Here is a 13,093-nt window from a genome sequence, read left to right as displayed (position 1 = left end):
CTGGGTGCTATTCTAGCTGCAGAGATGCATACGAAGGAGCCTGGCCTAATGTTAATTGCCCTGTAGGGATGAATGATAGGAGAGCATGTTCTTAATGAAGCGGCGCTTATACCGTTTTATTAGGTATGCACTCCAAATCTCTTACAGGGTATGCAGAGGGCTAAGGGTGACGACCACCATACTGCGGATACCTAAGGGTATCCGCTTTTCTATGGGGAAAATTCCGCATCTCTTCGCTTCATCCTTCTAATCTGCTATCCTCCCCATCAGGAATGGAGGAGTTTGCATGAGTGGAGCATCGCGTTTGATACTAATTGAAGGCCTGCCGGGTTCGGGTAAGACGACAACGGCCCAAATGATTCACCAGCTTTATGATCTGCCTTCTCGGTTGTTTTTGGAGGGGGATTTGGACCATCCGGCCGATTATGAGGGAGTGGCTTATTTTAGCCAGAAGGAGTTTGACTGGTTATTATGCAGCCAACCGTCATTAGCTGAAGCTATCAAGCATGCAGCTTCGTCGCAGGACGGCGGTTGGCTGCTAGAGTATAGAAGGCTTCAAGAGAATCCGGCATCAGGCTTGCCTGAAGAGCTATTACAAATCATCGCACAAAAAGATATCTATGAGTTGCCACTGGCTGACAATCGTCGGCTTATCAAGGCAAGGTGGGCGCGGTTTGCGCAAGATGCGCTGAGTCGAACAGACACTACTATATTGGAATGCTGCTTGCTGCAAAATCCGCTGACCGTAGGAATGATTAAGTATGGCGCGCCGAAGGAAGCGAATACCCGTTTTGTACTGCAACTGGTAGACAGGGTGAAGGAACTGAATCCTGTGCTAGTTTACGTGGATCAACAGGATGTGGATTATTCCTTTCGAAAGGCTGTGACAGAACGACCGGTAGATTGGTCCGAGGGATTTATCCAATATTATACGCGTCAAGGTTTTGGAAGCACTCAGGGCTACGAGGGGTTGGACGGCACGATTGAAGTGCTTAAGGCCAGAAGAGAATGGGAACAAGAAATACTGAGTAGCCTGAAGGTCAACAAGGTGATCATTGACAACTCTCTATTCAATACAAAGCAGCTTAAACAAGCCTTGGCGGAGGTGTTGGCCAAGTGAACTTATTTCAAGGTGCTAGGGTTAAGTTAACGGCGATTACTGAACAAGATGCAGAGATGTATTCAAGCTGGAGCAACGACTCCGAGTATCTTCGCAACCTCGATACGGATTATGCCCGTCCACGTAGTAGTGCTGAGTATTGCCCCTGCCTATTAACGGGAAAACATCCCGTTAAATGGCTCATATCTGCCAGAAATAGAGTTTTATAGGGAATTTCTCATGCTAATTGTTGTGAAATGGCCGCTTTAGAGGAAAAAAGCCAAAATTAACATGAGATTTTCCTGTTAATCATCCTATTGGGGTAAATACACATGAATTAACATGAGGATTTCCCGCTAGTGGCAGATTCCATATTCATGGGCTCCCTTAAGGATCGCGTCAAACCCCTATACTTTGATTATCTTAATCCCGTCCACACCAGGCTTTGTTCGTACAATTGCTGTTGAAGCGCCGCATCGTAAGATACAGGGACAGTACGCACTGGCCGCTGTCCGACGTAATAGTTGCCCGTAACCTGACTGACCTCTGGTGAGGTAGCTAGATACAGTGAGGTCGCAGCCCCTTGCTCGGGGCTTTGCATCACTAGCTTCATCAAGGGACGGATAAAGGAAGGCGCCGATTTCGCGGATTGAGGCGTATAAATGACTCCCGGATGGAGGGCGTTTACAGTGACTTCGTGTTCCGGGAGACGATTGGCCAGATGATAGGTCATCATCAGCAGGGCTGTTTTGGCTTGCCGATACACGCCCATGCCGGAATATCTTCCAGCATCCTGCTTCGGCAGGGCTTCAAGCTGGAGCTGCTTGGCTTGCATGCGTGAAGCTACATTGATGATACGTCCTGCGCCGGAAGCTCTCAAGGAATCAAGCAGCAGATGAGTTAGTAGGAAGGGAGCTAAGTAATTTACGGCCAAGGTCATCTCATAACCGTCTTGGCTAAGCTGTTGCTGTGAGAACACGCCACCGGCATTATTAATCAGTACGTCAAGTCGTTCATAACGTTCGACAGCTTGCTCGGCAAGTTGGCGAATAGCTGCAAAGGAAGACAAATCCCCTCCAGTAAATCGATGGCGGAACTACCTGTTCGCTGCACAATTGCTTTCCGGGCGTCTTCCCCCCGCTGCGCATTACGGCTGACAAGCACCACATGAGCGCCTGACTTGGCTAATCCTTCGGCGGTGGCGAAGCCAATACCGGAGTTCGCTCCTGTAACCAGACAAATTTTAGGATTCATCATTTCCTCCTTGACATTTATCCACAGCCCATTTATATTCCTCTTTTATATGCCTTATACCGCCATCGTACCTGAACCAGCGGCGACTCTCAACTACTTGTTGCAGCATTTGGGCAGGGAGGGTGTCATTTACTTATCCAAGCTTTTGAAAATACTGACGAATGCGATTTAGCTTGGCCGTTTGCTTGCCGCCCGGCTTTTCCATACTACCGAATTCAAAAAAACGGACAGCCTTAATGCCAACAAAACGCAAGAAGCCCCTTTTCATCAGCATTTTGTGTGCGTTGCCGAGCCAAAGCAGAGGATATAGAGCAGGTCCCTTCATCGTAGAGATACATACCGCCGATTTACCGGCCAGCAAGCCTTCAGGCAACAGTCCCTTATTGTCGCGGTAGGCGAAGCCGGAAGCAAACACCTGATCCATATAACCGAGCAGCATGGCAGGAGGGCGGCCCCACCATATGGGATAGATAAATATCAGTTTGTCTGCCCACAAGATTTGTTCCCGGTATTTAGCGAGAGCCGGTTCCTGATGCATATCGCGTCGACGTTTTTGCTCACCAAAGGTCAGTACCGGGTTAAACCCCTCGGCATAAAGATCAAGTACCCGGATGTCCGAGACCTGCTGGTTTTCCTTACTGCCTGCCAGCGCTTGTTCAAGGAGAGCGTAGTTAAGACTTTTATGATTGGGATGGGCAAATATAAATAATAGATTCATACCGGTGTCCTCCTGAATTGTAGGTTGATTGAAAGATAGCACAAAGGAAAATGTGTTGTCAAATGATAATTGTTTTTTGATAATTATTTGGGTAAGCTGACAGTAAGAGAGAAGGGGCTGATTCTATTGCTATTCCAACAGTTGATTACTTTATTATCATCCATGTATAAGACCCGGCTGGATTTAACCAAAGGCCTTGTCATTGATGACTTAACACCTCTCCAATACAACATCATGGAGTTTTTGGCTGTTCAGCAGCCCGTATCCTTAAGCAAGCTAAGCGAGTGCTTACATCTTTCCTTGCCTAACGCAAGCCGTGAGTTGAAGAAATTGTACGAGAAGGGGTGGTGTCATAAAGAAACGGCACCGGATGACAAGCGTAAGCAGGTCATTCGCTTAAGTGAGCGCGGGCAGGCCCGAATGGATGAGGCATTTGCCATCATGCGCCAGCGTTTCTTAGAACAATTGGCCCCGCTGTCCAACAAGGAACGGGAGGAGATCGGAGCGGCGATAAGTCTACTGCAGGACACGGTATTTCATACCGAGGGATAACATTGATGAAATAAATAGATACAAAATCATGCGGGAGGCATTACTCACTTGAAATTACGAACCGGCTACATAAGCAAAAATAAGATGTATATCATGCAACTTGTAACGATTTTTTTAGGCTTCATTATCTTTGGTATCTCGGAAAATATTAAGGGACCAGCTATACCCAGAATTCAATTTGACTTCAACCTGAATGAAGAACAACTCGGCAGCTTGTTGTCCCTGAATGCACTTGGTTATCTCATTGCCTGTTCCTTTACGGCAATTCTTGTACGAAAGTGGGGCATCAAAGCGACAAGTATCATGTCCTTCGCCTCCATGATGCTTTCCGGGGTCTTCATTTTCTTATCCCATAGCTATCCGCTGTTTGCAGGTTCTTATTTCCTCATGTATATCGGCAACGGAATGTTGGAAATTGCGCTGGCTATTTTGGGTGCCCGTATTTTTGTCAAAAATGTAGGTACAATGATGAACCTGTCGCATTTCTTCTACGGGATAAGCTCTACTGTTGCGCCCTTGCTGGCTACGGGAGTCATGTCACTGCAAGTCTTTGGCCATACTCTCGATTGGCGGGGCATGTATCTGGTGATGCTCTCCTTATCCTTGCTTCCCATTCTGAGTGCATTGTACAGTAAGTTTCCGGGAGACGATCTGCCCTTGGAGAGCCGCACCCCGTTCAAGGAGCTGACTCGGGACCCGGCGTTATGGTGGATGGTACTCATCTTGTCCTTTGGCGTAGTATCCGAGCTTGCGGTAGGGGGCTGGCTGGTCAATTTCCTGGAGAAGGCGTACCATTGGGATACCGTCAAGGCATCCGGTTTATTATCTGTCTTTTTCCTGTTATTCTCGGTGGGACGGCTAGTGTTAGGCCCGGTCACGGATAAGATTGGCTTCACTTTGTCCCTGATTATTTTCGCCGGTTTCTCGTCAGTCTGCACATTTATCGCAATTGCCGGAGGGGAGCGGTGGTCCTTCCTGTTTGCCGCCTCCGGGCTGGGCATCGCTATGATCTATCCGACGGTCATGGCCTTTATTGCCAAGCGCTACCCGCGAGGGAGTGACACGGCTATTACCTTTACCGTTACTTTGATGGGCCTGGGTAGTGTAATTGGTAATTATCTGATTGGTTTTGTGATTGAGACGGTCAAAAAAATGTATGGAGAAGCTACGCAGACAGGGCTATTGCGCGGACTACAGGCGGGATACGCATTTATCGGACTGTGTGCCTTCCTGTGTACACTGTGTGGTTTTGTTTTATATCGTTATCTCAAAAAACGCGGAGAGCTGATTTGATCCAGCGAGATAGGAGGCGGTTTCTTGTACCGGGTTGCGATTTGCGATGATGAAGAGAAACAACGGGAACAGGTCCGGCAATTGCTGCTGGCTCTATCGGTCAAGAGCGGAATTGATTTTGAAGTGACGGCATTTGAGGCTGGAGAGCGTTTAATCGGGCACTATGAAGGCGGTGGTGAACCGTTCCATATTCTTATTCTGGATATTGAAATGAAGGAACGGAATGGAATAGAGACGGCCCGGAGATTAAGGGAGATGAAGCGGCAAAGTGAGCAGATTATCTTCCTGACCAGCTATCCGGAGTACATGCTGGAGAGCTTCGATGTCATTACGTTTCAATATCTGATCAAGCCAGTGGAGCCTGAAGTATTTGAAGAGAAGATGTTGAAGGTATGCCGCTTTTTCCAGGAAAGTGAATCCGATATTCTGATTATTAAGTCTGCGCATGAAGAAATCGTGCTTAGACAAGATGACATTATTGCCATTGAGGTCGTGAAGAGCTTAACAGTCAAGAATAAACTCAAGTTCACGACCACACATGCCGTCTACGAGGGCAAGGGATTAATCTCTGGTTATGCCTCGGCACTCAAGGCAGAGCGTTTCCTGCAAATCCACCGCTCTATTCTGATTAATTTATTGCATGTACATAAGTTCTCAGGAGGACAGGTAGTGATGTCCAACGGTATGCAGTTACCGATCGGCAGATCCAAGATGAAGGAAGTCAAGGATGCCTGTACAAAATTTATGGTCATGAGGACGGATTGAAGATGGACGGGATGCTACTTTTTCTGAATTTGAGCATAGTGCTGATTATGGCCGTGCAGGTGAACTTCTACTTTAACTCCGTGTTCGGCAAGGAGAAGAGCAAGCGTGAGAAGAAATGGTTTATTCATCTCTTTCTGGTGCTGAATTTTTGGTATATGAGCGCCTACTTTACACCCCTCTTGTCCTCCTTGATTGCCTTGTTCGTCATCTTCTGTCTCGCGATGGGGTATGAAGTGGAGATGCGGATGAGGGTAATCTTTTCGGTGCTGTATGCTGTGCTAATCTCGCTCATTAACTTGCTCTGCTTGTATTTGCTCAATCCTTCGGCCTCTTTGGCTCTAGACAACTGGGAAATTGTGCAGGGGCGGGAAGAGATGTTGGTTGCCAAGATGAGTATTTTAATAAGCTGTATGATTATGTTTGCTGTCGTTCAGATTATCCGGTTTGTCGCCAAACGCCGCAGCTTTCCCTTGGACTCACGCTACTACCTGATGTTTCTCAGCGTGCCGATCATCAGCATCTATCTAGTGAATGTGCTGTCTGTCTACAGCGAGAAGAATATTCATTACTTCATCTCCATCGTTGGCTCCATCGTACTGAATGTACTGGTGGTCTATATTCTGGATACGGTTATTGCCAAATTCCAGCTATTGCACGAGAATGCCGGACTCCAGCAGCAGATGGACTATCAGGACGCCAACTATGAGAAGACCGTGCATAGCTTCAAGAAGATTAAAAGCATTATTCACGATAATAACAAACAGTTGCTCTATGTTGCAGAATGCATTGAACAGGGGCAGGTGGACGAGGCTAGCCGGCATATCCGGGTGATCTTGAATAAGGTGGAACATGCCTACCACCGGGTGAATACGGGAAATCTGGTCGTTGATGCGTTGGTGACGAACGCGCTGAACATTGGTCAGGAGAACGGTATTCGTGTGGATACGGAGCTTCGACTGCATGATCGGGAGCTAGGGATCGAACGTTATGATCTCTGTGTTGTGCTGGGTAACCTGCTGGATAACGCTGTAGAGGCTTCCAAGAAGGTACGGGTGGCGGAGGATCGACATATCCGAATTCAGATCCGTTCCAACAAATCGGCGCTCTTGATTTGCGTCCGCAACTATGTGGATCACGAGGTTAGCCATTTCAGTACCCAGAAGGCAAGTTCCGGCTACCACGGCTTTGGCTTGGTCAATATTAAGCGTATTTGCGAGAAATACGGCGGGCATATGACTATTGAATCTGCCAATCACACGTTTGACAATATGGTCATGATACCATTTAGTAGGAAGGACTCCCTGGCGTAAATGCAGTTCAGGGGTCTTTTTTTTCGTTTCGGGGTTTTTCCATGCTCGTGAAGGAATCCATCCGTATAATGAGACTCAATCAAGGAATTTGGATGGAGAAGAGAGGAGATTACCCTATGAATACATTGAAAAAGCTAGGCGTGGCTACGATTGCAGCCCTGATGTTCGCTTTGCCGGTAGTTGGAGTTGGTGCAGCAGATCATAAGGATGTCGGACTCGCCGAGCGCAAAGCGCGGGAAGCTGCCGAAGTGCTCGTTCGTGATTATGGCGTAAATAGTGTGCAATATGCGATTCGCGATCAAGGAAAGGTTGTATTGTCTGGTGGACTGGGGGTCACGGAAGATGGGAAGCAGGAGGCAGTCTCCAAGGATACCATGTTTGGTATCGGTTCCGTGAGCAAGGTGTACTCTACCGCGGCCGTGCTAATGCTGGTTGATGCTGGGAAGGTGGACCTGGATCGTCCGCTGACAGACTATATTCCCGATTTTCAAATGGCCGATGAACGCTACAAGCAGATCACAACCCGGATGCTGATGAATCATTCGGCAGGATTATATGGTAGCCATTATAAGAATAGTATGCTGCTGGCGGATAATGACTCGCAGAACTATGATACATTGCTGGAAAATTTGCGGAACGAGCGGTTGAAATCTGATCCGGGAGAATATTCGGTATACGCCAATGATGGATTTCAGTTGCTACAGCTCCTGGTAGAGCGAGTAAGTGGGTTAAGCTATAACGAATACCTGGATCGCTATATGAGCACGCCGCTAGGATTAACTTACACCAAGACGCCATTAGATACGTTTAATCGGACTTCGTTGAGTCCGGTGCGCTTCCCGGGGATTGCCGGGGATTTACCGGATGAGAATGCTAATATACTGGGAACGGGTGGGATTTACTCTACCGCAGAAGAAGTAACCCTGTTCTCGGAGGTATTGATAGGTAAACGTCCCGAGCTCATGTCTACCGAGTCTGCACTGGCCATGCAAGCCAAGGAGTATCGTAAGGGCATCTGGGTAGAAGATGAGACCAATACGTATGGTTATGGTCTCGGGTGGGATTCCGTAGACCTCAGTCCGTTTGACCAATACGGCATTAAGGCAGTGACTAAGGGCGGAGACACGATTCTCTATCATGCGGCACTAGTTGCCTTGCCGGAAGAAGGCATGTCTATTGCGCTGCTGACTTCAGGTGGTTCTTCAATCTTCAATACGCTCTCGGCATCCAATATTATGCTGGCTTACTTACAGGAGACGGGGCGAATTGCTGAAGTATTGCCTCCGCCAACCTTTGAAGCGCCTGTGCAAGTAGATGTGCCAAGCGAACTGCTTGAGTTCTCTGGTCTATATGGAACGGTAGGTTCAACCCTTGAGGTAACCATAGAAGACGGTGTGATTGCCATGCCTAGCTTATTAAGCAATATGATTCCGGAACAGAATTACGTATACACAGGTGATGGAGAGTTCACTAGTGAGGATGGCTACACCTTGATCAGCTTTGATGAACAAACTAACGGACATACGTATATGCGTACCCGGACCAACCTGGAGCTTCCGGGGCTTGGACAGACGCTTATGGCTTACTATGAATATCAAAAGCTGGGCGAGAACGTATTAAGTCCAGAGGTATCCAAGGTATGGCAACAAAGAGAAGGCAAAACGTATTACGCAGTGGACGAGAAAATCAATTCCCTATTTTATCTCGTTCCTTCATCCATCCTGTGGAAGCCAATTGTGCTGGATGAGGAAGGCGGCTACGCCAATGGAACACAGATTAAGGATGCCAATCATGCTGTTAATATCGCGGAAATTCCAGTCATGAATGGTCGCGATGTCTTTGATCTGAGCTTTCAGCAGAGAGATGGAGTAGAATACCTGATGGAAGATGCCCGCACTTACGTAAGTGAAGCAGCGGTAAGCACGATTTATGGTGGGCCCTCTTCACGAGTTACGATTCCTGAATCCGGTTATGTGCGATGGTTCAAGGTCGGTAGTGAGGCCGCTGGGAAAACGATGAGTGTACAGCTTCCGGCTGGCGGAGGATTCGCTGTTTACACGGCAGAAGGAGCACTTGTAGAGTTTTCTGTAGCCAGTGGCAATTCTGCTGCGCTTCTGCCGGAGAATGGCATTGTCGTATTCGGTGGTCAGGCGGGAGATCTGTTCCAGATCAAGTTGACTAATTAATAGGCTATAAGGCCTATAACATCATGATTACAAGTGGTGTAAAGTCCTGCAAGAGAGTATCGTACTCTCGCAGGACTTTTTTTATTTTGTAGGTCTTTATTCGTCTTTTTTTAATAATTATGAACAGAATGCAAGCTTTTTGGATGAAAATCCGATAATATTGTGAATGCGGTAATCCGCAAGAAATCGAAAGAAGAGGTGGAGTGCAAGATGGAGTGGTATTTAAAGGTTTTGAAGAATTACACCGGGTTTCAAGGACGGGCAAGTCGGCAAGAATATTGGATGTTCTTCCTGTTTAATGTGCTTGCTGTCTTAGCTCTAAGTATTGTTGGTGGAATTATCAATCAAACACTGGGTCTTATTCTGGCGTATGGCTATATGCTGGCAGTAGCATTACCTTCTCTGGCAGTTGCTATGCGTCGTTTGCATGACACAGGCAAAAGCGGCTGGTTTGTGCTTATTTCCTTGGTTCCAGCAGTAGGCTCGATTATTCTGCTTATTTTCTTGGCGCAGGAAGGTCAATCTACAGACAATCAATATGGCTCAAACCCTAAAGGATTAGCGGCATAATACATAGCTTATAACCTTTAAATCATTTTTGACTTTATCCGGGGACGCCGTTATAATGTAGAGCTGTCTTGCAGTTGAGAATTGGACGGGATTGGAGCGGACAAATGATCGGCACGATAGTGAATACAGCCGCTATATTAGTGGGCAGCGTCCTCGGAAGTATTTTTAAAAAGGGATTAAAGGAAAAGTATCAAACCGCGTTATTTACGGCAATTGGGCTAGCCGCTACGGTACTTGGCATCAACTCGGCAGTAACCCATATGAATGACAGCGCATTTCCCGTATTATTTATCATAAGTTTGGCGGGAGGAAGCCTGTTAGGAACGGCGCTTGACCTTGACGGCAGATTTCAGCGTCTGGTTGGACGGTTCTCCAGCTCTAACTTGGGACAAGGTCTGTCTACGGGCATTCTGCTATTCTGCATCGGTACGTTGTCGATTTTGGGGCCCATCGAAAGTGCACTTCGTGGTGACCATACCTATCTGTATATGAACGCGACGCTGGATCTGGTAACCTCCATGGTGCTGGCATCCAGTTATGGCATAGGAATTGCGCTTACTGCGGGAGTCTTGCTCGTGTGGCAAGGCCTGATTTACTGGAGTGCGGACATTCTGGCGCCCTTTCTGACTGCGCCTTTACTGACTGAGATTTCCATTGTAGGTGGAATACTGATCGCCACTTCGGGATTATCCATTTTGAAGATCATCAATCCCAAAACCTTGAATTTGTTGCCGGCCTTATTGGTTCCGGTCGTCTGGTTCCTGGTCAAGGGCTTGTTCATGGGATAGTTAAAGGTCAATAATGAGCATACGAGGATGTCGAAGGGGGCGGAGACGCCCTCTTTTGCATTGGCTTCACCTTCCTGCTGAAGTCTTGTCCCTTTGCAATGAGCAGGACAACCTTTCTATTTCTTTTATTACAATAATATTGTATTAAATGGACAAACAGGCAATAATATTACAATAAAATTGATTGAAAGCGTTGACAAACGGGCATTACCTCCTTATATTTAGGTTCAAAGGAACGAAAAAAATGGAATATTTTACGGTTTGTCCACTCGTTCCTTGGACTATCGCAAAGGGGAGGTCGCTATGAATAAGAGACTGGTCTTTATGCTTGTCCTGTTGCTTTCCGCATCGTTTGTATTAAGCGCTTGTGGAGGAAATAGTGCTAGGGGGAACGATACATCTGGTGAAGGTGGAAAGGTAGAGTTGACGTTCTGGACGTTGTTCTCCGGTGGAGACGGAGATAATATGCAGGCGATGATTGATGCTTTTAACAAGGAGCACCCTGATATTCAAGTGAAAAATACCAAGCTGGAGTGGGGCGAGTATTATACCAAGCTGATTACCGCTGTAGGTAATGGTAACGGTCCGGATATTGGTATCTCTCACATTTCCCGGTTGCCAGATCTGATCGACCAGGGAGTTGTGTCCGAGTTAGACGACGTAGCTGATGCAGCCGGTGTAGACTGGTCTACCTTTAACCCCAATATCCTCGAAGCCTCTGTTGTTAATGATGCCCACTATGCCGTTCCCATCGATACACATCCGTTCATCATGTATTATAACAAGAAGCTGCTGAGTGATGCCGGACTCCTTGGCGATGATGGCAAGCCAGCGTTTGAATCTTCCCCGGACGGCTTCGTCACCTTCCTGACCAAGCTGAAGGAGCAACTGCCGCAGAAGGCCACGCCTTTTGCTTTATCCAATACCAATGATGATCCCTTTCGCTTATGGTGGGCGCTGTATTCCCAGCTAGGGGGCAATGATGTCGTTGCCGACGATTTATCGACGGCCCAGGTGGATACGGAGAAAGCCGTGGAAGCGGCTCGCTACATCCAGGATCTATTCCACAAGCATAAAGTGATCAAACTCAATGACCCGGATTTCTATAAAAATTTCCAAAGCGGAACGGCTGCCATTATGATGACCGGTGTCTGGGCCACAGGGACGTGGGAAGCCACAGAGGGTCTGGATTTCGGAGCGATGCCGATTCCTACCATTTTCGGGCAAGCGGCCACTTGGGGTGATGCTCATACCGTCATCCTCCCCATCACGAAGAAGGAAGATCCAGCCCGGCGGCAGGCGGCTCTTACATTTGCCAATTGGCTGGCTGACAATGGCCAGGTCTGGGCGAAGGCCGGGCATATTCCCTCCAAACCATCCGTCTTCGAGCACCCTGATCTTCAGGCACTCCCTCACCGCAGCGATTACGTATCTGTAGCCTCTACCGTTAAATTTAACAAGCCATCGACGAAGAACTGGCAAATCCGCGATCTCGCGATGTTCAAATATTTAAACGAGATCTGGGCCAACAAAATGTCGCCGGAGGACGGCATCTCCAAATTGACTGATGAAGTGCAGAAGGTGCTTAGCGAATAGAGCCAAGGATCGGAATCGGGCCGGCTTTGCGGGCAACACGGGCAAGGCCGGCCATCCTGGGAGGTTGAGTACGATGAAGATGGGCAAGTGGAGGGCAGACGGGCAGGCATTTCTGTTCCTGCTCCCTTTTCTGGTTGTATATGTCCTGTTTACCATTTTTCCAATGATCAAGGGCGTGGAGATGAGCTTCTATAAGTGGACGCTGATTCGGAAGATGGACTATCTCGGCTCGGGCAACTATGAACGAATGTTTCAGGATCAGGAGTTTTGGGCATCCATTTGGCACTCAACCATCTTTGTATTGATCACGACTCCTACGATGCTGGTGCTCGCCATGGTACTGGCCCTTATTGCTAACCGTAATTCACGATTACAGCGCTTTTACCGCAGCGTGTTCTTTATTCCCAGCATTCTGTCCGTTGCGGTTGCCTCCTTCCTGGGGTTGTTCGTATTTCAGCCCTATACCGGACTGTTAAATTCCATGCTGCATTGGCTAGGACTGCTTGCCGAAGGCGCGGAAATCTTCTGGTTGACCGAAACGCATCTGGCCTGGATAGCCATCTCGTTATTGACGCTTTGGTGGACGGTTGGCTTCAACTTTATCTTGTATCTCTCAGCATTACAGGATACGCCTGATGAAGTGTATGAAGCAGCTCGCCTAGACGGCGCATCTGATTCTCAGCTATTCTGGCGAATTACTCTCCCCTTGCTGAGCCCCATCACACGAACCATTACCATGCTGCAAATCATCGCCTCGTTCAAAGTGTTCGTGCAGATTTATGTCATGACCGGCGGCGGACCGCTTGACCAGACACGTCCGGTCATTCAATTAATCTGGCAGACGGGCTTCCGTAAGAACGACCTGGGTTATGCTGCCGCCATGTCCTATATGCTATTCGCTATTTTGCTTGTGCTGTCCGCCTTGCAGTACTGGATGAATAACCGCAAGGAGGCGAACTAGG

Annotated in this window: 13 protein-coding genes; 10 read left to right on the top strand and 3 right to left on the bottom strand. The window is 47.8% G+C overall.

Features of this window, described 5'->3' with window-relative positions; all coding sequences use genetic code 11:
- Nucleotides 1-286 precede the first annotated feature (286 nt).
- Nucleotides 287-1,120, top strand: coding sequence for a P-loop NTPase family protein (locus tag BN3279_RS02000; RefSeq protein ID WP_059048983.1), 834 nt, complete (start codon nt 287-289; stop codon nt 1,118-1,120).
- A 397-nt stretch (nt 1,121-1,517) separates the two neighbouring features.
- On the opposite strand, the gene BN3279_RS01995 is transcribed toward BN3279_RS02000, so the two are convergent.
- The 3 genes from BN3279_RS01995 to BN3279_RS01985 form a co-directional block, all read right to left on the bottom strand.
- The gene (locus BN3279_RS01995; RefSeq protein ID WP_082672883.1) at nt 1,518-2,168 is read right to left on the bottom strand and encodes an SDR family NAD(P)-dependent oxidoreductase; all 651 of its coding nucleotides are present in this window, start codon (nt 2,166-2,168) and stop codon (nt 1,518-1,520) included.
- Nucleotides 2,096-2,353, bottom strand: coding sequence for an SDR family NAD(P)-dependent oxidoreductase (locus tag BN3279_RS24325; protein WP_059048981.1), 258 nt, complete (start codon nt 2,351-2,353; stop codon nt 2,096-2,098). Before BN3279_RS24325 ends, BN3279_RS01995 begins: the two co-directional genes overlap by 73 nt.
- Nucleotides 2,354-2,486: 133 nt before the next feature.
- A complete protein-coding gene (locus BN3279_RS01985) occupies nt 2,487-3,071 on the bottom strand; it encodes an NAD(P)H-dependent oxidoreductase (protein WP_059048980.1) in 585 nt (194 codons plus the stop codon).
- Nucleotides 3,072-3,140: 69 nt separating this feature from the next.
- Between BN3279_RS01985 and BN3279_RS01980 the strand changes: the two genes are divergently transcribed.
- From BN3279_RS01980 to BN3279_RS01940, 9 genes are all read left to right on the top strand, one after another.
- Entirely contained in the window at nt 3,141-3,623 is a 483-nt protein-coding gene (locus BN3279_RS01980; RefSeq protein ID WP_059048979.1) for a MarR family winged helix-turn-helix transcriptional regulator, read from the top strand.
- 84 nt (nt 3,624-3,707) lie between these two features.
- Nucleotides 3,708-4,916, top strand: a complete 1,209-nt coding sequence (locus BN3279_RS01975) for an MFS transporter (RefSeq protein ID WP_059049046.1) — start codon at nt 3,708-3,710, stop codon at nt 4,914-4,916.
- Nucleotides 4,917-4,940: 24 nt separating this feature from the next.
- Nucleotides 4,941-5,681: a LytR/AlgR family response regulator transcription factor gene (locus BN3279_RS01970; RefSeq protein WP_059048978.1), complete on the top strand. Its 741-nt coding sequence runs from the start codon at nt 4,941-4,943 to the stop codon at nt 5,679-5,681.
- 2 nt (nt 5,682-5,683) lie between these two features.
- Nucleotides 5,684-6,991, top strand: a complete 1,308-nt coding sequence (locus BN3279_RS01965; protein ID WP_059048977.1) for a sensor histidine kinase — start codon at nt 5,684-5,686, stop codon at nt 6,989-6,991.
- Between the two features lie 116 nt (nt 6,992-7,107).
- Nucleotides 7,108-9,177, top strand: a complete 2,070-nt coding sequence (locus BN3279_RS01960; RefSeq protein ID WP_089153417.1) for a serine hydrolase domain-containing protein — start codon at nt 7,108-7,110, stop codon at nt 9,175-9,177.
- A gap of 210 nt (nt 9,178-9,387) precedes the next feature.
- Entirely contained in the window at nt 9,388-9,747 is a 360-nt protein-coding gene (locus tag BN3279_RS01955; protein ID WP_059048976.1) for a DUF805 domain-containing protein, read from the top strand.
- Nucleotides 9,748-9,851: 104 nt separating this feature from the next.
- Entirely contained in the window at nt 9,852-10,535 is a 684-nt protein-coding gene (locus tag BN3279_RS01950) for a DUF554 domain-containing protein (protein ID WP_059048975.1), read from the top strand.
- Between the two features lie 303 nt (nt 10,536-10,838).
- Nucleotides 10,839-12,131, top strand: coding sequence for an ABC transporter substrate-binding protein (locus BN3279_RS01945; protein ID WP_059048974.1), 1,293 nt, complete (start codon nt 10,839-10,841; stop codon nt 12,129-12,131).
- 73 nt (nt 12,132-12,204) lie between these two features.
- Nucleotides 12,205-13,092 (top strand): carbohydrate ABC transporter permease, encoded by an 888-nt coding sequence (locus tag BN3279_RS01940; protein ID WP_059048973.1) that lies wholly within the window; start codon nt 12,205-12,207, stop codon nt 13,090-13,092.
- Nucleotide 13,093 lies beyond the last annotated feature (1 nt).

The sequence above is a fragment of the Paenibacillus senegalimassiliensis genome (genome assembly GCF_001486585.1).
Lineage (GTDB): Bacteria > Bacillota > Bacilli > Paenibacillales > Paenibacillaceae > Fontibacillus > Fontibacillus senegalimassiliensis.
The sequence above is the reverse complement of the archived record's forward strand: the minus strand, read 5'-3'. Positions and strand labels throughout refer to the sequence as shown.

Coding starts and splice junctions, on each gene's coding strand:
- BN3279_RS01975 (WP_059049046.1), top strand. CDS start 3,708: ATGTATATCATGCAACTTGTAACGATTTTTTTAGGCTTCATTATCTTT.
- BN3279_RS01955 (WP_059048976.1), top strand. CDS start 9,388: ATGGAGTGGTATTTAAAGGTTTTGAAGAATTACACCGGGTTTCAAGGA.
- BN3279_RS01950 (WP_059048975.1), top strand. CDS start 9,852: ATGATCGGCACGATAGTGAATACAGCCGCTATATTAGTGGGCAGCGTC.
- BN3279_RS01960 (WP_089153417.1), top strand. CDS start 7,108: ATGAATACATTGAAAAAGCTAGGCGTGGCTACGATTGCAGCCCTGATG.
- BN3279_RS01945 (WP_059048974.1), top strand. CDS start 10,839: ATGAATAAGAGACTGGTCTTTATGCTTGTCCTGTTGCTTTCCGCATCG.
- BN3279_RS01940 (WP_059048973.1), top strand. CDS start 12,205: ATGAAGATGGGCAAGTGGAGGGCAGACGGGCAGGCATTTCTGTTCCTG.
- BN3279_RS24325 (WP_059048981.1), bottom strand. CDS start 2,353: ATGAATCCTAAAATTTGTCTGGTTACAGGAGCGAACTCCGGTATTGGC.
- BN3279_RS01985 (WP_059048980.1), bottom strand. CDS start 3,071: ATGAATCTATTATTTATATTTGCCCATCCCAATCATAAAAGTCTTAAC.
- BN3279_RS01965 (WP_059048977.1), top strand. CDS start 5,684: ATGGACGGGATGCTACTTTTTCTGAATTTGAGCATAGTGCTGATTATG.
- BN3279_RS02000 (WP_059048983.1), top strand. CDS start 287: ATGAGTGGAGCATCGCGTTTGATACTAATTGAAGGCCTGCCGGGTTCG.